This is a genomic window from Candidatus Binatota bacterium (assembly GCA_012960245.1).
Classification (GTDB): domain Bacteria; phylum Desulfobacterota; class Binatia; order UBA1149; family UBA1149; genus UBA1149.
In genome coordinates, this window is sequence record DUBO01000028.1 from 44959 (window position 1) to 70027 (window position 25069).

General features: G+C 64.4%; 21 protein-coding genes. 12 read left to right on the plus strand and 9 right to left on the minus strand.

The window, feature by feature from the left end; all coding sequences use genetic code 11:
* Nucleotides 1–2: 2 nt before the first annotated feature.
* From EYQ35_04895 to EYQ35_04910, 4 genes are all read right to left on the minus strand, one after another.
* Nucleotides 3–503, minus strand: a complete 501-nt coding sequence (locus EYQ35_04895) for a hypothetical protein (GenBank protein HIF63481.1) — start codon at nucleotides 501–503, stop codon at nucleotides 3–5.
* Nucleotides 482–1576: a hypothetical protein gene (locus EYQ35_04900; GenBank protein HIF63482.1), complete on the minus strand. Its 1095-nt coding sequence runs from the start codon at nucleotides 1574–1576 to the stop codon at nucleotides 482–484. Before EYQ35_04900 ends, EYQ35_04895 begins: the two co-directional genes overlap by 22 nt.
* A 137-nt stretch (nucleotides 1577–1713) precedes the next feature.
* On the minus strand, nucleotides 1714–2697 hold the full coding sequence (locus tag EYQ35_04905; protein ID HIF63483.1) for an NAD(P)H-quinone oxidoreductase: 984 nt from the start codon (nucleotides 2695–2697) through the stop codon (nucleotides 1714–1716).
* Nucleotides 2698–2752: 55 nt separating this feature from the next.
* Nucleotides 2753–3394 (minus strand): peptidylprolyl isomerase, encoded by a 642-nt coding sequence (locus tag EYQ35_04910; protein HIF63484.1) that lies wholly within the window; start codon nucleotides 3392–3394, stop codon nucleotides 2753–2755.
* A 207-nt stretch (nucleotides 3395–3601) separates the two neighbouring features.
* On the opposite strand from EYQ35_04910, the gene EYQ35_04915 reads away from it, so the two are divergent.
* Nucleotides 3602–4837 carry a 2-hydroxychromene-2-carboxylate isomerase gene (locus tag EYQ35_04915; protein ID HIF63485.1) on the plus strand — a complete coding sequence of 412 codons (1236 nt, stop codon included), beginning with the start codon at nucleotides 3602–3604 and terminating at the stop codon, nucleotides 4835–4837.
* Here the strand turns inward: EYQ35_04915 and EYQ35_04920 are convergent.
* Nucleotides 4834–5958: a hypothetical protein gene (locus tag EYQ35_04920; GenBank protein HIF63486.1), complete on the minus strand. Its 1125-nt coding sequence runs from the start codon at nucleotides 5956–5958 to the stop codon at nucleotides 4834–4836. The two genes, EYQ35_04915 and EYQ35_04920, sit on opposite strands and share 4 nt — an antisense overlap.
* Nucleotides 5959–6065: 107 nt before the next feature.
* Here EYQ35_04920 and EYQ35_04925 point away from each other — a divergent pair, with 107 nt between their 5' ends.
* The 3 genes from EYQ35_04925 to EYQ35_04935 all read left to right on the plus strand — a co-directional run bounded on the left by EYQ35_04925 (nucleotide 6066) and on the right by EYQ35_04935 (nucleotide 8545).
* Nucleotides 6066–7607, plus strand: a complete 1542-nt coding sequence (locus tag EYQ35_04925) for a long-chain-fatty-acid--CoA ligase (protein ID HIF63487.1) — start codon at nucleotides 6066–6068, stop codon at nucleotides 7605–7607.
* Nucleotides 7608–7719: 112 nt separating this feature from the next.
* Nucleotides 7720–8208: a MarR family transcriptional regulator gene (locus EYQ35_04930; GenBank protein ID HIF63488.1), complete on the plus strand. Its 489-nt coding sequence runs from the start codon at nucleotides 7720–7722 to the stop codon at nucleotides 8206–8208.
* A gap of 115 nt (nucleotides 8209–8323) precedes the next feature.
* A complete protein-coding gene (locus tag EYQ35_04935; protein ID HIF63489.1) occupies nucleotides 8324–8545 on the plus strand; it encodes a hypothetical protein in 222 nt (73 codons plus the stop codon).
* A 157-nt stretch (nucleotides 8546–8702) separates the two neighbouring features.
* Here EYQ35_04935 and EYQ35_04940 read toward each other — a convergent pair whose 3' ends face one another.
* Nucleotides 8703–9614, minus strand: coding sequence for a hypothetical protein (locus tag EYQ35_04940; protein ID HIF63490.1), 912 nt, complete (start codon nucleotides 9612–9614; stop codon nucleotides 8703–8705).
* 135 nt (nucleotides 9615–9749) lie between these two features.
* Here EYQ35_04940 and EYQ35_04945 point away from each other — a divergent pair, with 135 nt between their 5' ends.
* The 6 genes from EYQ35_04945 to EYQ35_04970 are packed head-to-tail and all read left to right on the plus strand — an operon-like array spanning nucleotide 9750 to nucleotide 16336.
* Nucleotides 9750–10613 (plus strand): xanthine dehydrogenase family protein subunit M, encoded by an 864-nt coding sequence (locus EYQ35_04945; GenBank protein ID HIF63491.1) that lies wholly within the window; start codon nucleotides 9750–9752, stop codon nucleotides 10611–10613.
* 35 nt (nucleotides 10614–10648) lie between these two features.
* Nucleotides 10649–11245: a (2Fe-2S)-binding protein gene (locus EYQ35_04950; GenBank protein HIF63492.1), complete on the plus strand. Its 597-nt coding sequence runs from the start codon at nucleotides 10649–10651 to the stop codon at nucleotides 11243–11245.
* Nucleotides 11242–13653: a xanthine dehydrogenase family protein molybdopterin-binding subunit gene (locus tag EYQ35_04955; protein ID HIF63493.1), complete on the plus strand. Its 2412-nt coding sequence runs from the start codon at nucleotides 11242–11244 to the stop codon at nucleotides 13651–13653. Before EYQ35_04950 ends, EYQ35_04955 begins: the two co-directional genes overlap by 4 nt.
* A gap of 42 nt (nucleotides 13654–13695) precedes the next feature.
* The gene (locus EYQ35_04960) at nucleotides 13696–14709 is read left to right on the plus strand and encodes an amidohydrolase (GenBank protein ID HIF63494.1); all 1014 of its coding nucleotides are present in this window, start codon (nucleotides 13696–13698) and stop codon (nucleotides 14707–14709) included.
* 22 nt (nucleotides 14710–14731) lie between these two features.
* Nucleotides 14732–15892, plus strand: coding sequence for a transporter (locus tag EYQ35_04965; protein ID HIF63495.1), 1161 nt, complete (start codon nucleotides 14732–14734; stop codon nucleotides 15890–15892).
* A gap of 6 nt (nucleotides 15893–15898) precedes the next feature.
* Entirely contained in the window at nucleotides 15899–16336 is a 438-nt protein-coding gene (locus EYQ35_04970) for a DNA-binding protein (protein HIF63496.1), read from the plus strand.
* 1 nt (nucleotide 16337) lies between these two features.
* Here EYQ35_04970 and EYQ35_04975 read toward each other — a convergent pair whose 3' ends face one another.
* Both EYQ35_04975 and EYQ35_04980 read right to left on the minus strand, forming a co-directional pair.
* Nucleotides 16338–18584, minus strand: a complete 2247-nt coding sequence (locus EYQ35_04975; protein ID HIF63497.1) for a hypothetical protein — start codon at nucleotides 18582–18584, stop codon at nucleotides 16338–16340.
* A gap of 213 nt (nucleotides 18585–18797) precedes the next feature.
* The gene (locus tag EYQ35_04980) at nucleotides 18798–21362 is read right to left on the minus strand and encodes a hypothetical protein (GenBank protein ID HIF63498.1); all 2565 of its coding nucleotides are present in this window, start codon (nucleotides 21360–21362) and stop codon (nucleotides 18798–18800) included.
* A 332-nt stretch (nucleotides 21363–21694) separates the two neighbouring features.
* Here EYQ35_04980 and EYQ35_04985 point away from each other — a divergent pair, with 332 nt between their 5' ends.
* Entirely contained in the window at nucleotides 21695–22474 is a 780-nt protein-coding gene (locus EYQ35_04985) for an enoyl-CoA hydratase/isomerase family protein (protein ID HIF63499.1), read from the plus strand.
* Nucleotides 22475–22508: 34 nt separating this feature from the next.
* A complete protein-coding gene (locus EYQ35_04990; protein ID HIF63500.1) occupies nucleotides 22509–23786 on the plus strand; it encodes a glycosyltransferase in 1278 nt (425 codons plus the stop codon).
* A 33-nt stretch (nucleotides 23787–23819) separates the two neighbouring features.
* Here EYQ35_04990 and EYQ35_04995 read toward each other — a convergent pair whose 3' ends face one another.
* Complete coding sequence (locus tag EYQ35_04995) at nucleotides 23820–25031, minus strand: CoA transferase (protein HIF63501.1); 1212 nt, start codon at nucleotides 25029–25031, stop codon at nucleotides 23820–23822.
* Nucleotides 25032–25069 lie beyond the last annotated feature (38 nt).

Below are 25069 nucleotides of genomic sequence, written 5' to 3' on the forward strand. Positions count from 1 at the left end.
TTTCAGTCGACAGTTCCCCGCCAGAGTTCGGCCAGGATCTTAACACCGGGAAGGTCCCCGGTCGCTTCGGTCCACATGTAGCTTATTCCGCCGGGGTTGTTCCGCAGCATTATTGTGAGCTGATCGCGCTCATCCACGCGTCGAGGCAGCGTGCCACCGAAGTGAAACACCTGCGATATTACGTTTCGTTCGTAGCGGCGACGGGCCATGAACATTACCTTCTGCAGGAAGACCTCGTCGGCCATGGGCTCGGCCAGGTTACGCAGGGGCTCGAGCAGTTGGCCGTTGATTTTTACCGGCAGGCCCATCCACGCGTTACGCACCTGCTCGTTCGTGGGGGCCGTGATCTGACTTTCAGCAGCGGCCACCAGTACCAGCACGCGCTCTGCTCCCGAAGCCTGGGCGAAGCTGTGCGCTGGAACCAGCAGCGCCGGAACCCACAGCACCCCCAGCATCAGCAGGGGGAGCAGTAAACTTGTTTTCAGGGAAGCTGCGCGCTCCACTGCAACATGAACCTCCGCGAATGGGTGCCGAGACGGCGCAGATCGCCCACCTCGAGTTTAAAAGCTTGACGGTCAGAAAAGTCCCAGCGAAGTCCAGCCAGGTAGCCCTCGGTCACGAAATCGGGAAAGTTGGCCAGGTAGGGTGATTCGCTGGCGTTCGATGCCAGCTCGGCCCGCGCGTAAGTCGTCCAGTCTGAGCCCGGGCTGTACTCCGCCTGCAGGTAGCCGCTGGTGAAGTGGGAGTTGATGATAAACTGCCCATCTCTGCTCTTGTCTTCCACGTAAAACAACGCGCCGCTCAGCAGCAAGGCATCGAGTTCGAGCATGAGATTGCCGCCGTACACGGTGAGACGCAGGTCCCCTCCCACGCTGTCGTCCCGCTCGGCGTCCCAGTAACCGGCAAACAGGCCCACTCCCGACAAGTCCCGCTTGCTGCGCCTGAGGGTCACTGTGACCGCCGCCGCCAGGTCTCGGTCTCCGTCGCTCGGGTCGAGCAGGTCGTAGGGTTCGAGCTCGCCGGCCTCCAGTTTCGGTCCCAAGCCCGCCCCTGCCTCCCAGGAGAGGCTGGCCCCGTGCACGGGAAGGTCGCCCTGGGCCAGGACACCGGTTATATGCATAGGCAGCGCACCGCCCTTGTCTTCAAACTCGATTATACCCGGCCTGCTGATACTGGTCTGCAGCCAGGTGCCGTGGTGAAACGCGGTGTTCCAGTAGCCGAGTGGGGCGAGAAAGCGTCCGCCCCACACGCTTGTTCCCGGGGTTAATTGCTTGCCCACCATCAGGCGTTCGAGCTCCTGCTCGTATTTGTCAAAAAACAGCTCGGCCAGTAAGCGCAGCTTTCCGTAGTCGCGGGAAAAAAACAGGTCCACGCCCGGGTTGGCGGTAAACGTATCCTCGTCGCCGGAGGCACCGTTGAGCTTGGTCACGGTCAGGTCCGGGAATACGAGCAATCCCCCTGGCAGCTTTAAGCCCGATTCTTCGGCCGGCGCCGTAGCGGCCACGGCGGTGATCATGAGCGCAGCCAGTAGTGGCGCGAGCACAAGGCCTCGACGATTGTTTGAAACGACAGTCATGCAAATTCCTCCGTTTGCTGGTTGTGTCAGCCCGGTTGCGGATCTCTCGAGGCCCTTAGCCAGGAAAGCAACCCTCCCATTGTAGCCCAGGTTTGCCGACGGCGGTGGCTCTTATCAGCGGGGAGTGGGCCGGGCGATCAGCCTTCGGTCGTGAGCAGGATCTTGCCCACGTGCAGGCCTTCTTCCATGTGGGCGTGGGCGGCGGCGGCCTCGGCGAGGGGGAACACCGAGTCGACAACGGGTGCGACCGCACCCGATTCCAACAACGGCCACACCTCGGTTGCCAAGGCGTTTGCTATGCGTATTTTCTCTTCGCTGCTACGCACTCTCAGCGTTGAGCCGGTGATGACCTGGCGCTTGAGCATGAGCCTGAGCAGGTCCACCTCCACCCGCGACCCACGCAGGAAGGCGATTATCGACATGCGGCCGCTCTCGGCCAGGCAGGCCAGGTTGCGCTCGACGTAGTCGCCGCCGACCATATCGAGTATCACGTCGACGCCGCGTCGATTGGTGGCGGCGGTAATTTTTTCGACGAAATCGTCGTCGTTGTAATTGATCGCCAGCTCGGCGCCGAGCTCGAGGCAGCGCGCGCATCTCTCGTCGCTGCCGGCGGTGGTAAACACGCGGTGCCCACGCGCCGCGCCCAGCTGTATGGCTGTGGTGCCGATGCCGCTCGCGCCGCCGTGCACGAGCAGGCTCTCACCGGGGGCAAGGGCCGCGCGGTCGAAGACGTTGTACCAGACCGTGAACAGCGCTTCGGGCAGGCCGGCGCCGTCGACCGGGTCTATGGTGCTCGGCAAGGGCAGCACGCTGCCCTCGTGCGCCGTGGCGTACTCGGCGTAGCCGCCACCGTTGAGCAGGGCCACGACCTGTTCGCCGCCCTTGTAGCGACTCACGCCCTGTCCCACGGCGGCCACGGTTCCCGACACTTCGAGGCCCGGCCAGTCGGGAGCATCGGCGGGCGCAGGGTAAAGACCCATTCGTTGCAGCGTGTCGGGACGGTTCACCCCGGCAGCCGTAACGCGGATGAGCACCTGGCCGGTGTCAGCCTGCGGCGTGGGCAGTTCGGCTGGCACCAGCACCTCGGGGCCGCCGGGCTCGCGGATGACCACGGCCTGCATCGTGTCGGGCAGCTGTTGATCGGTCGTGGTGGTGTTACTCGCCAAGGGCCGGTTGTCAGCCTAGAGCGACGGTGGCTTTTTCTATGAACAGCCGCTCGGTAGTTTCCCCGCTACCGCTGCCGCGTTGTTCGAGTCCGCCCAGCGTGGTCATGCCATCTACGACTTCGCCAAAAATAGTATGGGCGTCGTCGAGGTGGGGAGTGGGTACAAAGGTGATGAAGAACTGGCTGCCGTCGGTGCCCGGTCCAGCGTTGGCCATGCTGAGAAGGCCCGGCCTGTCGTGACGCTCGTCGGCGGAGAACTCGCCGTCGTACTGGTAACCCGGGCCGCCGAAGCCTTGGCCCAGCGGGTCGCCGCCCTGGGCCATGAAGCCGCTTATTACACGGTGAAAAACCACGTCGTCGTAGAAACCCAGGCGCGTAAGAAAGAGCGTGCTCGACACGTGCATGGGTGCCACGTCGGGCATCAGCCGGATGACCAGCTCGCCGATGTTGGTCGCCAGCGTCCAGGTGAGCTGGCAACCGGGCTCAAACTGCAGGCAGTCGGGCCTGGACAGATTAGTTTTCCAGTCCGCCTGCGTGGTGTCGATTGATTGCGCCTCTATGTAGGCGTCGATGGCTGCGATGGGGTCGTTGCTGGGGGTGCTCACTGCTTGTTGCTCCTTATTTATATCCGGATCCCGCTGTAAGCCGCGTATGCTGCCAGTGCCACGCGGAGAATGCACCCCTGGGGGGAGGGGTGCCGGTGCCGCCCGCCCCGCTCTTGACTCGGTCGCCCGTGGGCAGGAACTTCGGGGCCCACAGTGTCCTTACTGCGCAGCATCATAGCCCCCGGGGTGTCGGCCCTGCTCACCAGCCATCGTACGCAGCATCTCCTGCGCCGGCGGTCCGAGCTCGCACGGCGACTGTTCGGCCGCCCCCATCGCGTAGATTATTTTCACCAGGTCGATGACCCTTACTCGGCCCTGACGGCCCAGCTGCTCGAGCGGTTCGCCGCGCGCTACCAGGTGGAACTCGCCTGTCACATCGTGCGCCCACCCCGCGCGGCTGCGGCACCCGAGCCGCGAATGCTCCAGGACTACTCGCTGGCCGACGCCCTGGCAGTAGCCGGGGAGTTGGGCCTGCGTTTCGAGGCGCTCGGGGGACGCCCTTCGGACAGCTCGCTTCTCCTTGCCACGCGGGCACTGGCGGCGGCTGTAGAAACAGGGACGATGCCCGGCGTGGCAGCATCGGTAAGCTCGGCCTTGTGGGGTGGCGACCGGCAGGCGCTGGAGCGGTCGACCTCTGCGCTGTTGCAGGCCGCGCCTGATGACCAGCGGGTCGAAAATCTGCTCGACGAGGGTGACCGCCTGCGCGGCAAACACGGGCATTATCTTGGAGCGACCTTCTACTACGCGGGCGAGTGGTACTGGGGTGTGGACAGGCTGCACTATCTTGAGCAGCGCCTCGGCGACCTGGGCCTGCGCCGGAGCTTGCCCGACGGCGGCGCTCAAGGCCAGTCACTCGTGGAGCCTGTGCTTGTCGCGGCGCCGGCCGGCAGCGGCGAGGGGTTCGTGCTCGAATACTTCGCTTCGCTGCGTAGCCCCTACACCGCGATAGTTACGCCGAGGGTTTTTGAATTTGCCGAGCGCAGCGGGGTCGAGCTGCGCGTGCGCCCGGTGCTGCCCATGGTGATGCGCGGACTGGCCGTGCCCAGGGCCAAGCGCATGTACATACTGCTCGACACCGCGCGAGAGGCCAGGCGGGCAGGGGTGCCGTTCGGCCGCGTGAGCGATCCGCTTGGTCGTCCGGTCGAGAGAGCGCTGTCGCTGCATGACTGGGCCCGCGGGCAGGGTCGTGAGCGCGAGTACCTGCTGGCCTTCTACGACCTGGTGTGGGCCCACGGGATCGACGCCGGAAGCGACGCGGGCCTGCGGCAGATAGTGCAGCGAGCCGGCCTGGACTGGAGCAGCGCCTGCGCCGTTGTTGACAACGACGACTGGCGCGGCGAGGTCGAGCAGAACCGGGTGGACATGATGGCAGCGGGTTGCTGGGGTGTGCCCAGCTTCAGGCTTTCGGGGCCGGGGCTCGGCGAGCCACTGGTGACCTGGGGCCAGGATAGGCTGTGGCTGATAGAGCGGGCGCTGACAGGTCTTTCCTAGGCGCCGTCGAGCAGCTCCTTGAAGCCCGAGGGATCGTGGCGTCCAAAGCAGATGGTCTCCAGCGTGCCTATGCCTTCGAGATCGCCCAGGCGGGCACGGCAGATGTTGTGAACGTGGATGTGCTTGTAGTCGAGCAGGTCCATGTCGTCCAGGCTCCATGACTCGCCGGCGATCACCTCCTCACCCTTCCAGATGGCGTGCCCCCACTCGGGATGCTGGTAGCCGATGCCGAGCAGGTGCAGCCGTATCATGGGCTCGAGTTCTATGTGCAGGCTCTCGCCGCTGGGACGCAGGAGGTCGAACTCGGCTCGCTCCGGGCAGCGGGTGCCGGGCTTCCAGTGTATGCGGTGGCTAGTGGTCTGTATGAGCTCGGTGCCGGGGTCATCGCCGCTGGGAATGTCATCGGGCGAATCGTAGACGGGTAGCAGGTGCGCGCTCAGCTGCGTGGCGGTGCCGTCGCGGTCTTCGAAGGTGCCGAACTGGCTTGAAAACTCGTCAAACATTAACGGGCACCAGACCCAGTACACACCGGGTTCGGTGGTGAGCTTGCCGGGTGCGCCGGCCTCGGGCTCGCCTACCGGGCGCACGCCCCAGCTCCTGTCGCGGGTGCCCGGCCAGCGCGCCGGGTCCACGTCCACGCGTGTGCCACTCGCCGAGACATGCCCCTTCCAGTTTCCCATCTGCGTGTAGCGGGTCGTGTTCATGATGAGCCGGCCGTCGTCGTACATCACGTTGCGGGGTTCCTGGTGGGGAGCCGTGCGAGCCACGAAAGTGAGGTCGGCCGAAATGCCGGTCTCGTTGTCGGCCAGCCGCACGCGCACTTGTCGCAGGGCTTCGACTATTTCGATGCTGAGCGGGCCTACATTCATTTCCGCGCGCTCGTGCGGGGCGCGACGCGATGCGTGGAAGGCGTGCTGGCGGCCGTCGAGGACCACGGTAAGGTGTGCGTCCATCACCAGCCGGTTGGGGTACAGGCCAAATCCGACCTCGAAGGTGCAGTCGCCGTCGCGCGAGTAGCCGTTGAACCAGTAGCGGTCGTAGAAGTTGCGATCACTGGGGCCGGGCTGGGTCACCGGCTCGGCCGTTTGGTGGATCATGTACTCGTCGAACTGTGTGATCATAGGCCTGTGTAGCACCGTGCTCGCCCTAATGGGAAGAGGCTCGTGGCCCCGCGGCGGTATTGCATACTGGTTGACAGGGGCCCGGGATGGGCGCTAAGAAAACAACTATGAAAAACAACATCGGGCTTTTCCTGGCCAAGCGTGCCGAACTCGACCCGGACCTCGAGGCCTTCGTGGGCCTGGAGTCGGGGCAGCGATTGACCTACCGCGAGTTCAACGAGCGCTCCTGCCGGACGGCCAATGCGCTCACCGGGCTCGGCGTAGGCAAGGGCGACCGCGTGGCGTTGCTGATGATGAACGGCGCCGAGTACATCGAGTCGTTCTTCGCTATCGCCAGGATAGGCGCCATCGTGGTGCCGCTTAACTGGCGACTGGTGGCCGACGAGCTGACGTTTATATTGTCGGACAGTGGCGCCACCGTGTTGTTGTTTGACGGTGAGTTTGCCGAGGTGGTGGCCGCGCTGCAGGGGCGACCCGACGCGACGGCGGTGACCACCTGGGTGCAGGCGGGCGATGACCAACGAGCCGACTGGGCCTCGTCCTACGACGAGCTGCAGCAGTCCGCGTCGGCTGACGCTCCGGAAACCGGCGGCGAGGACGAAGACGAACTTTACATAATGTACACCTCGGGTACGACCGGTTTACCCAAGGGGGCGGTACACACGCACGCGTCGGCCATGTGGGGGGCCTTGACGATAGCCGCTACCGCAGACATGCGTTACGCCGACCGTTACATGGTTACCCTGCCGTTGTTCCACGTCGGCGCGCTTACACCGATGCTTGTTAATGTCTACAAGGGTGGCACGAGCGTGGTAATGCGCGCGTTCGACCCGGTGCGAGCCTGGCAGGCCCTGGAAGAAGAAAAGATTGATAATATGCTGCTGGTGCCGGCGATGCTCAATTTCATGTTGCAGGTGCCCGACTTCGACAAGTACGACCGCAGCCGTCTGCGCTGGTGCATGAGCGGCGCCGCTCCGGTACCCGTCAACCTCATAGAGCGCTGCGCCGAGCTGGATATAGAAATCCAGCAGGTCTACGGCATGACCGAGTCCTGCGGGCCGGCTTGCCTGTTGACCTCGGCCGATTCGCTGCGCAAGGCCGGGTCTACCGGCAAGGCCTTTTTTCACACCGACGTACGGGTAGTCGATGACAAGGGCGACGATGTAGCGCCCGGAGAAGCCGGGGAGGTATGGATACGGGGCGCCCACGTGATGAAAGAGTACTGGAACCGGCCCGAGGCCTCCGAGGAGACCCTGGCCGGTGGTTGGCTGCACTCGGGGGACATCGCGACGATAGACGACGAGGGTTTTATATACATACAGGATCGAATGAAGGACATGATCATTTCGGGCGGTGAGAACGTGTACCCCGCCGAGATAGAAAACGTGTTGCTCGACTGCGACGGCGTGGCCGACGCTGCGGTCATCGGCCAGCCCAGCGAGAAGTGGGGCGAATCGCCGGTGGCCGTGCTGGTGGGTTCGGCCGGCCCGGTAGATCCCGGCACAGTGCTTGAGCACTGCAAGACCCGGCTGGCCGCCTTCAAGAGACCGGTGGCTGTTGAGATGGTCGAAGAAATTCCCCGCAACCCTTCGGGTAAGATACTCAAACGCATACTGCGCGAGCGCTACCCCGGACCTGCGCCCGCCTGAGCTGCCCCCCGGCGTTACTACTGGTCACGACTCGAGTGGGCCCCTGCGAAAGCCCCGTAAACAGTGTGCATATGCACTTGTTTGTAAAAAGGGGTTGACGCTTCCCCGTATAATGTGTATATACACAGACATGGGAAGGGGCTCTGAAAAGACCAGCGCTGGCGACAGCGGCAGTGGAAAGGACAGCGGATGTGCGTGCTTCAACATACGCCGTGCGGCCAGGGCTGTTACCCGCCTTTACGACGACACAATCAGGTCCACAGGGCTCAGATCTTCGCAGGTTATGCTGCTTATGGGCGTGCGTGCCATGGGCCCGGTAAGCGTGGGCAACCTGGCCGAGGAAGCCGTGCTTGACCGCACTACGCTTACCCGAAATCTGCGCCCACTGGAGCGCGAAGGACTGGTTCGCATAGAGCAGGGCGTGGACAGGCGCGAGCGGGTGGTAAGTCTTACCGCCAAGGGAGACAGCAGGCTCAAGGTGGCGATGCCGGTGATGCGCAAGGCGCAACAGAAGGTGGAGGAATTGGTGGGGGGCAACTGCGTTTCCCGGGTCATAGAGGATCTGGGGCGTTTGGTGGGTGCTACCAGGACGAGGGCGTAAAGGAAGTCCTTTTTTTTGCTTGACAAGGTGTATATGCACCTTATGTATGTACACATAGATTGATTACGGAGAGGCCGGGACGATGACTGGAACTGAGAACAACGGAGATAATACGATGAATATCAACTCAAATGGATGCGCAGTAGCAAACCTGGCCCAAGGGGCCTTCGCGGGCTGGGACGAAGACAGCGAAGACCTGGTCGCGAGATCGGCCCGGACCGGCGGAGTCGTAGGGTCGGCGGTGGGTAGCGCGGTAGGAAGAGCGTTGCCGGCGTTGGTGGCTAGTGGAGGTTTCGCCCTGGCGGTCTTCCTGCCCCTGATCCTGGCCTTCGCATGAGCTGTCGGGAGGGCAGCAAAGAAACGGGCGGCGATCGCCAGCGCAACATCGGTGGTCGCGCCCGCCTGGGCCAGGAGCCCGCCGCTGGACAAGCCCGAGGCCACGCTCGGCGGCGACCAGGGGCATGCCCGGTAACCACGCCGAACCCTGCAGTCGGTTAGTCCTTGCCGCTGCTTTTGCGCGCCGCCGGGGTTTCCTGGAGGTAGCGCTCCATGAGTTCCCGGTGCTCACCGGCCTCGCGCTCGCGCAGTTCCCAGAACCTGGGCGAGCGACGGCCGTCCATGAAAGCCACGCCGCCTTCCTTGCCCTCGGGCGAGTCAAACCAGTCGGGGTACATTGACGAAGATATAGCCCCCATCTCCTGGTAGCCGTCCATCTCCTGGTCGAAGGCCGCCTTGAGCACCTCGAGGCATCCGGGACTCAAGGCCAGCAGTTCCTCTGCCCAGCGGTCGACCGCGGCCTCGAGATCACCGACCGGCACCACCTCGTTGACCAGCCCCATGCGTTCGGCTTCCTCCGCGGTGTACTTGCGACACAGCATCCACATTTCGCGTGCCTTCTTGGCGCCTATGACCTTGGTGAGGTAGGGGACGAAAAACCCATCGGCCGGGCTCGACACGCGCGGGCCCGCTTGGCCGAACTTTGCCGTGTCGGCGGCGATGGTGAAGTCGCAGCAGTAGGCCATGTGGTTGTGTCCGCCCAGGCAGTAGCCCTGTACCTGGGCCAGCACCGGTTTGCGTGAATTGCGCACCAGGCGGTTGTGGGGGTAGCGAAAATAGAAACCCTTGCGCAGCCCCCAGGTCTCCCACTCCACGTCGCCGCCGGTACCGAAGTTCTTGCCTGCGCCGGCCACCACGATCAGGCCGATCGATGTGTCGTGGTTGGCATCGTAAAACGCGCGGAACATCTGTTCTACGGTTTCCAGGGTCATCACGTTGTACTTGTCGGGCTTGTTCAGCGTGACCCGTGCAATGCCTCCGCCTAGTTTAGCGTGGTGTTTCTTCTCGTAGACGATTTCGTCAAAGACGAGCCCGTCGCCGTTTACCTGCTGCCAATCGCTCCAACTCATAGGCTTGCTCCCCGTGGGCCAGCATTAGCTCCCCCGCAGGGAGCAGGCAAGAAGGGGGCGGCTTGCCCCGCCTGCCGTCGAGAGGTAAATGGAACATGTTCTACCTGTGTCGCTGCAGGTGGGGTGTAGCGATACATGAAGCCACCAGCCTTTGAATATGCCGCTCCCGCTACCGTGGCCGAGGCAGTCGGGTTGCTGGCCGAGCGTGGTTTTGACGCCAAGATCCTGGCCGGCGGGCAGAGCCTGATGGCCTTGCTCAACATGCGCCTTGCGCGCCCCGAGCTGCTCGTCGATATCGCCCGCGTGCCCGGGCTCGACAGCATTGAGATATCAGGCGACTGCCTGGGCGTGGGCGCGATGGCCCGCCAGCGTTCACTGGAATTTTTTCCCGGCCTGGGCGATAGCCACCCGCTCTTGCTGGCCGGGCTGCGCCACGTGGCCCACCCCCAGAACCGCAACCAGGGCACAGTGTGCGGCTCACTGGCCCATGCCGATCCCGCCGCCGAATTGCCGGCCCTGGCCCTGGCCACCGACGCCGAGCTGTTTATAGAAGGTCCCAATGGGAGACGCAGCGAACGCGCCGAGGATTTTTTTGTCACCTACCTGACCACCACGCTCGAAGAGGATGAGTTGCTCGTAGAGGCTCGCTTTCCGTTGCCGGCAGAGGGCAGCGGCTGGTCGGTGCAGGAGGTGACCCGTCGGCATGGCGATTTCGCGCTGGCCGGTGCGGTGGTGACCCTGCGCATCGCCGACGCGCGCGTGGCCGATCCCCGCGTGGTGGCCTTCGGCGTGGGAGCTGTGCCGTTGCGCTGCGCGGCGGCCGAGCAGTCGCTCGACGGAGCCGAGCCGGGACCGGCAGCATGGAAAGAAGCCGCAGCGCTGGTGGCCGAGGCGGTCGAAGACCCCCTGGATGATGTTCACGCCAGCGCCGCTCAGCGGCGTTCGGTAGCTGGAGTTATGGCCGCGCGGGCAATGGAGCAAGCCGCGACGCGGGCTTAAGCCGAGCGGCCGGGATAAGGGCGACAGGATCAAGAATGGGCGAAGGAAAAACATCCAGGGTGACGGTGGAGGTCACCGTAAACGGCCGCCGCCAGTCGGCCGAACTCGAGCCGCGCGTGACGCTCGCCGATTTTCTACGCGTGGAGCTGGGACTCACCGGTACCCACCTGGGCTGTGAGCACGGCGTCTGCGGTGCCTGCACCGTGTTGCTCGACGGGCGCGCGGTGCGCAGCTGCATAATGCTGGCCGTGCAGGCCGCCGGACACGAGGTGACCACTATCGAGGCGCTGGCCAACGAGGGTGAGTTGCACCCGCTGCAGCAAGCCTTCGTCGACAAGCACGGCCTGCAGTGCGGCTTCTGTACGCCTGGCTTCATCATGGCCGCAGCCGAGTTGCTCGAGCGTGACTCCGACCCATCCGAGCAGGCGCTGCTCGAAACATTGGGCGGGCAGGTGTGCCGTTGCACGGGTTACGAGGCCATCATCGAGTCGGTGCGCGACGCTGCTGAAAAATTACGCCAGCAAGGCGTGGGTCCGCTCGAGCTTCTGACCGCAGCCCTCGAAAAGAAAGCGGCGCCCAGTGGCAACGATACTGGTGGCAACGATACTGGTGGCAACGGGGGCGGCGAGTGAGTAGTCACATTCCCAACAGTGTCCAGGAGCTTCCGGTAAGCGAGATCCGCTGGATAGGCAAGGGTGTTGAGCGCCTCGAAGACCCGTCGCTTGTAACCGGCCGCACCGAGTTCATCGACAACGTGGTGCTCCCCGGCATGCTTCACTGCGCCATACTGCGCAGCCCCTACGCCCACGCACGAATCGTTTCGATCGACAGCTCGGCGGCCGAAGAGATGGAGGGCGTGTATGCGGTGATCACCGGCAGCGACGCTGCGCGCCTGACCAACCCGGCCACTACGGCACCGGAGGGTTGGGGTGGCTACTGCCTGGCCCACGAGAAGACCCGCTTCGTGGGCGAGCCCGTGGTGGCGGTGGCGGCAACGAATCGCTACCTGGCCGAGGACGCCCTTGAGCTCATCATCGTTGAGTACGAGGAGCTGCCGGTGGTGGCTAACGCGCAGGCCGCGCTGGCGGCCGACGCGGCGCTGTTGTTCGAGGAACACGGCAGCAACGTGATGCTCCAGCGCAAGTTTACCTGGGGCGAGGTCGACGCGGCGTTTGACCAGGCCGACCTCGTGGTCTCCGACGACTACCGTTGGAACCGCCTGGGCGCTAATCCCATGGAGACCTTCGGCTGCGTGGTTGACTGGAACCCGGCCGACGACATGCTCACCTGCCGCGGCTCCTTCCAGTCACAGTCGCACATGGGCCTCGCACGCTCGCTGGTGCTCGGCCTGCCTTCGAACCAGGTGCGCATGATCAGTCACCCGCACGGCGGCAGCTTCGGTGGCAAGGGCGGGTTTCGTGGCGTGGACATCTGCGCGCTGCTTTCCAAGGCGGCCTCCGGCCGACCGGTGAAGTGGATAGAGGACCGCCTGGAATACCTGCTCGCGGGTGCTGGGCAGAGCTGGGATCGCGAGTACACGCTGCAGCTGGCGCTCAAGAAGGACGGCACCGTGACCGGCCTGCGCGTGAAGTTGCTCGACGACATGGGCGGCACCGCCGAGGCTTTCGGCGCCGTGTCGGCGGCCAAGCCCCTGGCCGCTTTTACCGGTTGTTACGCCATACAGGCGGCCGAGTACGATCTCACGCTCGTGGCCACCAACAAGATTCCGCAGAGTCCCTACCGCGGCATGGGACCGCCGCCGCACAACTGGGTACTCGAGCAGACCATGGACAAGGCCGCGCGCGAGCTGGGGCTGGACCCCGCCGAGATCCGCAGGCGCAACTATATTCCGGCCGACGCGTTTCCCTACACCATAGCCAGCGGCAACGAGTACGACTCGGGCAACTACGAGGCCACGCTGGACGCGCTGCTCGACATGGCCGACTATCAAAAGCTCTGCGCCGAGCGCGACAGCGCCCAGGCTGAAGGTCGCCTGCTGGGTCTCGGGCTCGCCAACACGATAGAGCCGGGCGTGTTTGACTGGAACGCCTACGCCATCGTCGGACTCGAGAGCACCGGCGTGCCCGAGGGCATAACGGTGGCTATCGATGTGATGGGTCGCATCACGGCACGGCTGGGATTCTCGCTCGAGGGGCAGGGGCAGTACACGCTCGTGGCGCAGGTGCTGGCCGACTACTTTGCCGTCACGCCGGCCGACGTGAGCATCGTGTACCAGGACTCGCTGTCGGCGCCGCCACACTTCGGGCCGGGTGGCTCACGACTGGGCGTGGCCATAACCGGCGCCGCGCTGGGAGCCGCGCACCTGCTCGAGCGCAAGCTGGCCCGCGTTGCCGCGGTACTGTTGCAGTGCGGCCCCGACGATGTCGAGCTCATGGACGGTTTCTTGCGGGTGCGTGCCATGCCCGAGGCGAAGATGCACTTTGCCGAGGTGGCCGGCGCCATGCTCGCGCGCAGCGACCTGCTGCCCGAAGGCAGCGATCCGCAGCCGCAAGCCACCTACGTGTGGACGGCTCCCGGTCGCACCCCGGCCGACGAACAGGGCCGCGCGAAGAGTTACCTCACGGCCGCCAACGCCTGCCACCTGGTGAAGGTCGAAATTGATCGCGACACTGGCACCGTGGATATACTGGGCTACTGGTTGGTCGACGATTGCGGTACCCGCCTCAACCCGGTCACCGTTGAAGGCCAGACCATGGGGGGCATAGCGCAGGGCGTGGGCGCGGCGCTGCTCGAGGAGTACGTGTACGACGAGTCTGCCCAGCCGTTGACCTCGTCGTTCATGGACTACCTGCTGCCCAGCGTCTACGAGGTTCCGCGGGTAGAAAAAAAGGCGCTGACCACTCCGTCGCCGTTTACACCCCTGGGTGCCAAGGGCTGCGGCGAGGGCGCCATGCACACCACGCCGGCGGCAATCATGTGCGCCATAAACAATGCGTTGTCGCCGCTGGGCCTGTCGGCCCGCGAGGTGCCGGCCAGTCCGCGCAGGCTGTGGAAGCTGCTGCACGAGAACGCCGATTGAGAGAACGACCGCCTGGATTAACGACTGAAAGGAGACGAAGTCATGCCCGCAGATAAAGAATACTTCGTGGCGCTCTCGGAGTGCCACTTCATGAACCCCGAATCGATGGAAGAGATGTCGTACTACCCGGGCTACGAGCGCTGGTGGAAGAGCATCGACGGGGTCATGCGCGCCTGGGGTGGCGACCGCGACCTGTCGGGTGGCGAGGGCATGCCCGAGCCGCGCGCGCACGCGTTGATAGAGTGGATGGACAAGGCCGAGGTCGACGTCTGTTTTGCACTGCGCGAGTCGATGATGGACGTGGCCGACTACACCACCTGCATGTCGACCAACGCCTTCATGCTCAAGGAGATCGAACCCTACCCTGAGCGCATGTACCTCGAGTGTAACTGCGGCCCTATCCTCCGGCGCGGCGTCGACAAGGCGATCTGGGAACTGGAGTACCTGTTCAACGAGCGTAATGCGCGCTTGTGCAAGGTCTACGCGCCAGAGGACGGCCCTCTCAACGACAAGCGGCTGTGGCCCTTCTACGAAAAGTGTTGCGAGCTGGGCATAGCCATCACGGTACACACCGGCATGAGCTACGTCTGCCCGCAGCCGAGCAAGTACACCGCCCCGGTGCTGCTCGACGACGTCTGCCTCGATTTCCCCGATCTCAAGGTCATCGCCTATCACATGGGCTGGCCCGACACCGAGGAACTGATCGGGCTGGCGGGCAAACACGTCAACCTGTACCTGAGCCTGTCGGGCATCATCGGTTGGCTGGCGCGCTCGCCCTACCGCGCCTACCACATGATAGGCACCGCGCTGCAGTGGGTCAGTGACGAGAAGATCGTCATGGGACTGGACCTCGCGTTTGACGACATGCCGTTGGTGGTCGACTTCATTCGTAACTTCCAGATTCCCGAGCAGCTGCGCGAAGAGTGGGGTTACAAGGAGATAACCGACCAGATGCGCGCCAACATACTGGGGCTCAACCTCGCAAAGCTGGCCGGCATAGAGCCGACCCGTCGCGTGGGTAAGGGCAAGGGCAAACCGGGGGCCCTGGCCTCCTGACCGGCCTTCCGGGCGAGCGACGATGAAAGACAAGGCCTGCATCGTTGGCGTGGGCGCCACCGGGTTCTGCCGCGGCGAGGGCTCGGGCAAGAGCCTGCACGGGCTGCAACTCGAGGCCGCGCTGGCCGCGCTGGCCGACGCGGGCCTGCGGGCGGGAGAGGTGGACGGTATCATGCCGTTTCCAAACCTGGGCACGGCCGAGGGTTTTGCCGCCAGCCTTGGCTGCGAGAACCTGAGGTTTGCCACCACGGTCAACATGGGCGGCGCGGCTCCGGTGGCGTCGCTGGGTGTCGCGGCCGCTGCGGTGAGCTCGGGCCTGGCCGACTACGTGCTCATGCCCGCGGGTTGGAACGGCTACTCGGGATCGCGGGCTGGCGCCATCGTGCAGGAGATGACGGCTTCGATTCCCGGCGGGGCGATCGCCCGCGACTTCTATCTGCCGCACGGGCTGGTGGCCCCTCCGCAGTGGTACGCGCTCATCGCCCGTCGCCACATGCACGAGTACGGTACCACGGCCGAGCAGCTGGGCGCGGTCGCGCTGGCCATGCGCAAGCACGCGCAGTTGAATCCCGCTGCCGTCATGCACGGCAAGTCGATGACCATGGAGCAGTACCTGGCCTCGCCGATGATCACCGATCCCTACCGCTTGTTCGACTGTTGCCTGGAGACCGACGGCGCGGCCGCCTTCGTGGTGACCTCTGCCGAGCGCGCGCGGGATCTTGCCCGCACGCCGGTTTACATAAGCGGGGTGGCCTCGGCCCAGCCCTATCCGGCCGACGAGATTACCGGCAGGGAAGATATCTTTCGCACCGGGCTCACGGTGGCCGCGCCCCGGGCCTTCGAGATGGCCGGCGTAAAACCGGCGGACGCCGACTTTGCCCAGGTGTACGACTGCTTCACCTTCGAGGTAGTCCAGCAGCTCGAAGAAGCCGGCTTCTGCGCGCGTGGCGAGGGTGGTGCTTTCGTGCAGGAGGGGCGGATAGAGCTCGGCGGCGAACTGCCCGTCAACACCCACGGTGGCCTGCTGAGCGAGGCCCACGTGCTGGGTATGGGCCACGTTGTGGAGGCCGTGCGGCAGTTGCGCGGCGAAGCAGCTGGGCGACAGGTGGCAGACGCCAGCCTGGGAGTGGTGACCGGCTGGGGCGATTTCGGCGACGGCTCTATTGCCGTGTTGAGGAACTGACAAGCGATGACTGATGCTGGAAAGAAAAAGGCAGTGGGTCTGCCGCTGCCCTTGATGCAGGGATTGCACGGTGAGTTTTATGGGCACTGCGCCGCGGGCCGATTGAGTTTTCAGCGCTGCTCGGACTGCGGTCGCTGGCGCCACGTGCCGCGCGAGATATGCCCGGCCTGCAGCTCGTGGAACTGGAGCTGGGAGCAGTCGAGCGGGCGCGGCACCGTGTACACTTACACTATCGCTGAGCGCCCCATGCACCCGGCCTTCGCCGAGCGTTGCCCTTACGCCGTGGTGGTGGTCGAGATGGAAGAAGGCGTAAGATTGCTCAGCCGGGTCGTTGATTGCCCGCCCTCCGAACTCGAGATAGGCGCGGCAGTTAAAGTCGATTTCGAGGATGTTGGTTCTACCGCTGCCGGCAAAGTTCTTCTACCCGTTTTTCGACGCGGGTAAGCTACTCGCAACGCTGATTGCGAAGGAGCAACGCCCCCTCGTAACCCCGCAGCCGTATCTTGTGGGCGCACTTGCGTTTAACCTTGCCGTTGAGCTTGACCCTCTGGTAGCGCCTCTCGGGCAAGATGATCCGTTGCGACTTGGTCGCCATGAAATCAGTGTTCGAACCGAAGATGTCTGTACGGTAGAGCACCATTCCATTGGTGTAGGTGCGCGCGAGCACCATCTCGGTCGGGGCGTCGGCAACCTGGGGGTGATCCTCGGCCCGGTCGAGGTAGAAAATATGCGAGGGCACCGTCGGAACGCTGCCGTCGGGTAGCAGTTCGGGGTGGGATAGCACCGTGTCGGTACTGTCCCCGATAACGGTGTAATCACCGCCGGCCTGGGTGGCTACCATGTACTTCATCGCTTCCAAGCCGGCCGGAATGTAGCCCGCGGGGCTTCCGAGGTCGTGTTCCAGCAGCCGCGTGGGCTGGTAGGCCACGTTTTTGGGTATACCCGCCCGGTAGTACAGCCAGTCCTCGGTGTTTCCGCTCCCGTAAAGGTAAGTGTGGTTCCAGTTGTTGAGGTAGGTCAGACCGGGGACGTTGAGAAGGTAGTACTGGGCCAGCAGGGATTCCTGGTCACGACTCCAGTTCTTTTTCCTGTTGGCCAGGAGGCGGGCACGTCCTGACCGGCTGGTTCCCTGGACTATGTTTCGGTGTCCCAGCTGGGACATCGCGAAGATGTCCCACGCCTTGTTGATGCCGAAATAGCCGGTCAGTCCGGTCGACGAACGGAGGTAATCCTCCCGCAGGTAGGCCGATACGCCATCGAGGAAGGGGTAGCGGTCAGCCGAAGTGAAAAGGTTGGCCGCCGATATGTTGGCCGTCAGCCAGGGGCTGCCGGTTGCACTGGCAATAGAGGCGAACGTTTCGACGAAGGCCGTGGTGTACTCAGCCAGGAGTTCATCGCTGTCGATAGGGTTCGAGCTCTCGTCGATCGAACCACCGCCCAGTACGTTGAACTCGGTCGCGCCCACCGTTTTGAAGAGATCGTCGTTGTAGCCGCCCTTCATGCCCTGGGAGTCCCAGTGCTCAGCATGGTACAGCCCGACTTCGGTGCGAAAATCCGCGTTGAACAGGTTGGCGCGGCACCAGTCCGAGGTCGAGTTCCACATCCTGCCCAGGGGGACGACCCGCGATTCCCAGCGCATGCGGGCAGAGGCCTGTATATCAGGCCGGGCGGAGAATTCGGCGTCGTCCACGTAGCCGTTGCCGTCGCCGTCGTTGGTGGGATTCCAGCCGGGGATGACCCGGGAACTGGAATCACCGGGCGTTAGCTCGGGCATCCAGTCCTTGAGTTGTACGTTGTCCAGTCGCGGCTGGGTGTTGCCATCGCCGTCACGCCATAGCAGGCGCACGGCGTACATCATGCCGCCGTCGCGCAGCAGTGACTGGCCGAAATACTGGCCGTGGCCGTACGACAGTCCCGAGCCGTCGTGCAGGCTGGCGATCTGCCAGTCGGCGGGCGGTGTCCACTTCACCACGCCGCTCGCACCCAGGTTGGCCGTGCCGTCGGTAAAAAGGAGGGGCGACCATTGGCTTACCATGCCGTTGCCGTCAACCGCGCTCGGGTACTCGATTACCAGCGTGCCGTCGACGGCAAACGATGAAAGGGTCAGTGTTAACTCGTCGAATTTCTCGAAAAGCAATACGTACAGTGCGCCGTCCTGGTCGGAGTGTTGCCACACTGATGTATCCCACGGCGGAGACTGGTACAGCCAGAATCCTGCGTGCAACGAATCCGCGGTCCAACCAACGGTATCGGGTCTACGCGCGAATGGCGTGACCGTTGAATGACTGGCATCGTCGATGGCCAGGGTAGTGTCGGTGGTGAAGTGCAGAAAATAGTCTTCGTAGTCGCGCCCTGCAGCGAGAGCGCTCCGCCGGTACCACATCTCTGCCTTGCTCGGACTGAAGGCCAGGGTCTGGTTGTACATGTAGTTGATCACGTCGATCTGCTGGTTACCGTCGGCCCCGTAATCTCCACCGAAAGACACGTCGGCCTGGGCCTGTTCCCAGGCTTTCACCGCGTCCGCGTCCGGCAAGGTCTTTCTGGTCTTGCGATCGGTGGGGGCCTCCCACGCTCCCGGAAGAACCCAGGCTGTACCGGTGGAGGGATACCGGGACTGCTGCGCCCCAAGCGGGTCAGCCAGGAAGGAAAACGCCAGCATCGCGAGTAGCGCCGTTGTGTAGTTGTTTCTCATGATGCTGTGCAATCTTTCCCGGCACGGCCACTGGTGGGCCCATGTGCTGTCAACTGCGCGCGACCCAAGCCGAGAACCAGCCGCGAAATGAAAAGAGACGATATACTTTCAGCCGAATCAACGGAACCGTATGCTGGGCCTGCCCTGGAAGGTTTCCGGCGACGGTGCGGTGCGCGCTCGTGGCGGAGCTCCCACAAGCGGGTCGCGCGCGTATCAGTAAATCTTAAGGTACACCGAGCCGTAGGCCGGTACGGTAACAGCCGGCAGCGTGCCACCGGCGGCCACGCTGAACGAATCCGTAGGAGTGCGTATGGCGTCCCACAAAAGGTCGCGCTTGCCTCGCCACCAGGACTCGCTCTGCGCGTCCAGCTGCTGGTCTAGTGTCGTGGTGCAGCTGTCCTGACCCTGGTGGGGGCCGTCACTTGAGTGCCACAGGGTTGCGGTGCTCGTGTCCTGGTCTATGCGGTGCAGGTCTACTCGCAGCGAAGAAGCGCAGGGTAGGTTGTCGAGCGTGATGCCCACGGTAGCCTCGGTGGATTCCAGTGGCTGGCGCTCTGCCGCCGCCGCCAGTCCCACGAGTACGGCCGCCCTTTGGCCTGCGTCCAACGATGGGCAGGTGATAGACAGCGCTGCGTCGGGGACGGGATCCGCGACCACTGAGGCGAACTTGCAGGCCATGCATTCCTTGTAGTTAGCGCAGGCGCCGCCCGCGCCCGAGCCGCAACCACAGGCGGCAATATCGGGAGCCGTTCCGCAACCACAGGCGGCGGGCAGGGCGGTGGGGTCGTATCCGGCGGCGGTATAACTACGCGCGAAGTGATCTTCGAAGTCGCTGTCCATCTGCCCGATGAGCAGGTGTACGACGCCCTCGGGATCGGCCGTGGCGATCCATCCCAGGCTGCGGTCGCCCAGCACTTCCTGGCCGCTACCGAGCAAGCGCCAGCCCATGTGCGACGCTGCCCACAACACGCCGGCCTGTGGCTTCGGCAAGCCGTGCGCCGTGACCACGCCCATGCCGTTGTCGAACATGTCGCAGGGGGCGAGGTCGCCACGCTCGAGCAGTTCGAACTGCGAATGTCCCAGGTCGGTGGGTTCGCCCATGTAGCCCGCCAGCATGTAGGCCAGGTAACCCGCGCCGCGGTGGTCGCAGCCGTTTCCGGGGCTGCTGCCGCCCAGCGGTGGCTGTATGCCGGGTGTCGAGGGGTCGTCGTCGTCACAGGTGGGTGTACCAAGCGCCGTGGCCCACTCGTTGAGATCAAGCACCGGGGTGTCCCAACCCACTGGCACCATGGCGCGAAGTTGGCCGATGGTGTCGGCGGCAAACATCAGGCCCGGTTCCTGGCTGTAGTAGTGGGCTGACACGAAATCGAGGCTGCCGCCGTTGGCGTCGACGGTGTTGAGCAGGGTCTCCAGTGTCGGTGGTCGCAGTGGGTCGTTGAAACCGACCTGTCCGTCTACCGACGACATGGCCGGGCCGCCGATTTTGATTTCGCCAGCAATGCCGGCAAGCAGGGGGTCGTTGGCGCGCACGAACTCCAATACCCCGCGCAGGTTTTCAAAGTACTCGATGAACAGCGCCTCGGTGTCGGATCCCACAACCAACGGATCCCCGTTGAAGAGCTGGTCGGGCTCGTTGTAGATTTCGAAGCGTCGCACGCCCTTCAGGGCGTAGTGCTGCAGCACGCAAGCCCAGTGTTGTTGCCACTCGTTCGAATAAGAGTCGGGTATGACGTGGGGCCAGAACGACTCGCCGGCCGTGCAGCTGCACTGCCCCGCGACTTCGAGCACCTTGCCGTTGGCCGTGCAGTCGGCGTCGCAGGCCTTGGAAAATGCTGCCGGTGTGCCGACCAGGGTCAGCAGGATCTCGTCGCCAGCCTGGGCGAAGTGGTCCACGATGAAATCGAGCCTCGGCTGTATATCGCCAGCCGGGTATTCGCACAGCCCGGTAACAGGATCGAGTTCAAACAGGTTCTCGGGCCAGTGCACCGGGTTGTACCACAGTCGCACCTGGCGGCCTGCTCCCTGGTCGCCCGGCGCGAATACCTGGTCGCTAAGGGTTGGGATGTCCGACGACACCACGGTCTGCTGCTGGACGTTGAAGGCCCGCAGGCGCTCGGGGAAGACCTGGCTGGCCGCCAGGTCAATGCTGATCTGGCGGTCCGTTGTTCCCGGCGCAGACAGCGACACAGGCTCGCAGCGGTCAGGGCACTTCACCTTGCGCTCACTGTTCGTTTTGCAGCCGCTGAAAGTGGACTCCAGGCAGCGCCCCGACGAATCGGTAAGCCGCATCCGCAGTGGCCAGGCCAGCGGCGCGGTCAGCCCCGCGAGGTCGGCGCCGCGGCCCTTGAAGGCCAGCGACTTGTCGCTGCTCTTGATAGAGTCCACGCCGTCGCTGTTGGCCGGATCGTTCTTGCCGCGATACTTCCACTTGCGTACCGGGTTGCCCGAGCCCTTCCAGCCCGAGGCCGAGGCAGGCGCCAGGGTCGCTGACAGCAGCAGTCCGTCCTGGTCAAACAGCTCGAGGCTGGTGTCTCCGGCGGTGGGGTCGGCGATGAGCAAGTCGACCAGGCGGTCCTTGGATTTCCAGGCGAGCTTGTTTTTCTCGGGCCTGTCCGCGTCGTATTTGACCGTGAGCTTGGTGGCTTCGATGGCCTCGCACTGGGCATGGGCGCAGACGGGGGGCAGGAGCAGTGCGCTCGCCGCCAGTGCGCTTGCAGGCAGGAGAGCTGCAGCACGGGGAAAGCGGCGGGTTACAGCTGCGGAAAGATCCGGGATCATGTCCACAAGCTTAACAGTCAGTCCACAGCCATGGCTAGATAAATCACGGCTGCCGGATTCTTTTTTCGGTCAGCGGTCAGCGGTTTCAGTCAGTCGGGGAATAGTATCCCCACCAACATGAAACCGGCCACCAGCACCAGCATAGTATCCATCGCGTTTGCTCCTCACCCGGACCATATGCCTGTGGGCGGGTCCGGGCTGTCCTTGCATCCTTTGTCCACCCATCGGGAGGGTATGGTCAAGGCGTTTTTTTTGTGGCTGGCTACGGCGTTACGCGGACCGTATGGTCGCCTGTAGCGGTTTTTGGCCGTGGCGACCCGACGAGGAGCGAAATGACAGTAAAACTTCCCGACACGTTTACCTACGAAAGACACGGCCAGGTGGCCGTGATGACCATCAACCGTCCGGAGGCCATGAACGCCTTTACGGCCGACATGCTGCGCGGCATGGACGCCTGCTTTGAGGATTTCAACGAGGACGACGATCTCAGGGTGGCCATTCTTACCGCGGTAGGAGACAAGGCTTTCTCCTCGGGCATGGATCTCAAGGAAGCCATCCCGATGTTGCAGTCCGGTGACGAGATGGGTTACGAGGATCACACCAAGCGGCCGTTCTCCGACGTGTTCAAGCCCATCATCTGTGCCGTCAACGGCTTTTGCATAGCCGGCGGCATGGAGTTTCTGCAGGGTACCGATCTGCGTATCGCTGCCGAGCACGCGACCTTCGGCCTGGGTGAAGTGCGCTGGGGAATAATTCCGACCGGCGGTTCGCACATAAGACTTCCCGTGCAGATCCCCTGGGCAGTGGCCATGGAGATGCTGCTTACGGGCAAGCCCATAAGCGCCGCCCGTGCCTACGACATAGGGCTGGTCAACAAGGTTGTACCTGCCGACCAGCTCATGGACGAAGCCATGGAACTGGCCGAGACCATTTGTAGAAACGGTCCCCTGGCCGTGCGCACAGCGAAGGAGATAGCCGTGCGTGCGCTCAACCTGGAGCCCGGCTTCGTGATGGAAAAGGATCTCGGGCAGCGCGTGATGGACAGCGACGACGCGCGCGAAGGTCCGGCGGCCTTCGCCGAAAAGCGCGCGCCGGTGTTCAAGGGGCGCTGATTCGCGGCGCGCTACCCCGCGCCGCTTCTTGCACATGTCCGGACGGATACTTCACCTGCTCTCGCAGAGGCCCCTGCTCACCGGTAGTGGCATCACCCTTGACGCCCTGGTCTCCAACGCGACCGCGGCCGGCTGGAAGCAACGCGTGCTCGTGGGCGTGCCCGGCGATCGCATTCCGGCTGGCGTCGGCGGCCTGCCGGACGACGACGTGGCCTGCGTGACCTTTCAAGCGGTGGATGGGCAGGCGGCAGGCGCGGCCGTCGCCCCCGACACGACCGATCTCGACTTCGCCCTGCCTGGCATGAGCGACGTGATGCCCTACGCGAGCTCGCGCTTCAGCGAACTCGCACCCGAGCAGCTGGTTGCTTACCGCGCTGCCTGGCGTGAGGCCATACGAAAGCAGCTGGAGGATTTCAGCCCCGACCTCGTGCACGCGCACCACGCCTGGGTAGTGGCGTCGCTGGTCAAGGACGTCGCGCCTCGCTTGCCCGTGGTCATGCACGCGCACGGCACCTGTCTCAGGCAGATGTCGCTCTGTCCCGGCCTGGCCGATTCCTTGCGTAGCAGCCTCGCGCGCAACGAGCGACTGCTGGTGCTGCAGCAGCAGCAGTCGGGGGAGTACCAGCGCGCGCTGGGCTTTGCGCCCGGGCGCGTAGGGGTGGTCGGTGCGGGTTACAACGACGACCTGTTTAATATGCGGGGGCGTGAGCCCGACCCCGGCCCGGTGTTGTTGTACGCCGGCAAACTGGCCGCGGCCAAGGGGCTGCCGCAGTTGCTCGACTCGGTAGAGTTGCTGGCCGCGCGTGTGCCGGGCCTGCTGCTGCACGTGGCCGGCGGCGGCCAGGGTGCTGAGGCCGATGCGCTGCGGCAGCGTATGAAAGAAATGTCGCCGCTGGTGAGTTTTCATGGTCGCCTTGATCAGGCCGAGCTGGCCGCGCTCATGCGGCGGGCGGCGGTGTTCGTGCTGCCGTCGTTCTACGAGGGGCTGCCCCTGGTGCTGGCCGAGGCGCTTGCCTGTGGCTGCCGCCTGGTCGCCACCGACCTGCCGGGCTTGCGCGAAGCCATGGCCGCAAGGCTGGGCGAGGCCCTGTCGCTGCTGCCGGCCCCGGCCATGAAGGCGGTCGACACGCCGCGCGAAGACGCCCTGCCGGCCTTCGTACGGGCGCTCACCGACACGCTGGAAGCGGGATTGGCCGCCGGCGCTCTCAAGCCCGAAACGCTGGCCGACAGCCTGGAGTCGTTCTCCTGGAAGGCAGTGTTTGAGCGGGTGCAGTCGGTCTGGATCGAAGCGAGCGAGGCGGCCGGGCGCTAGGTCTATGCAGCCGCTGCCTGGAGACCCCGTCGCCTACAGTACCGAGCCGTCTTTCTTGCCCTCGGCGATCTCATCCCAGTCCATGCCCAGTTCGAGCAGCACCTGCTCGGTGTGCTCGCCGTGTTCGGGCGCGCGCGTGAGCGTAGGCGGGGTTTCGTCGAACTGCACCGGGTTGGCCACCAGTCGCACCTGCCGGCCGTTGACCTCGATCTCGGGCAGGTAGCCGTTGGCCTCGGTCTGCGGGTCGGCCAGCACCTCGGGCGTGGTCTGGTAGGGTGCCCACGCGCCCTCGGCGTCGGCCAGGGCTTCGCGCCACTGGTCGAGGGTGCGCGAGGCAAAGATCGCGTCGAGTTCGGCCACGCAGGCTTCAGCGTTGTGGTAGCGCGACACTGCGTCTTTGAAACGCTCGTCGGTGATGAGGTCTTCGCGGTCCATGCGGCGGCAGAGGTCGGGCCACCAGCGGTCGGCCTGCAGGTAGTTGAACATGATCCAGCGGCCGTCTTTCGTTCCGTAAGTGCCTACAACGGGGTTGGGACTGCTGCCGTGGTCAAACGACGGCATGGCGCTGCCGGTGAGATCGGCAGCCACGAGGTCGGCGCCCAGCGACCACATGGCCGTGCCCATCAGCGACACGTCGACCACCGAGGGTTCGCCGCTGCGCTCGCGCTTGAGCAGGGCCGCGGCTATGCCACCGGCTATGGTCATGGCGCCGATCGAATCGCCCAGCGCTGCGCGCGGCATCACCGGATATTCCATCCAGTCTCGCGTTATGGCCTGGCCCACGCCGCCCCGGCTCCAGAAAGCCGTGCCGTCGTAGCCGGCCTTTTCGGCGTCTGGTCCGCGGACTCCTTGTCCGCTGCCACGCACGTAGATGATGTCGGGGTTGACCGCGCGTATGTCGGCCAGGTCAATGGCCAGCTTGCGGCGCGCTGGGGTGAGGAAGTTGGTGAGAAACACGTCGCTGCTTTTGGCCAGGCGGTAGAGTATCTCGCGGCCGCGCTCGGTGGCGAGGTCGAGTCCGACGCTGCGCTTGCCGCGGTTGGACTGCTCCATCATGAAGTTAACGCCGCTGGTGTCGCCCGGTATCAGGCCCGAGGCCACAAGCCCGCGCTGCCCGTCGCCGCTCACCGGGTGCTCGATCTTGATGACGTCCGCGCCCCAGTCGGCCAGCACGGCGCCGGCGGCGGGCACGAACCACCACTGGGCTACTTCGAGCACGCGTATACCCTTGAGATGATCCTGCATGTGCCCGGTGTACTACTCTGCCAGCCGCTGAGCAAGGC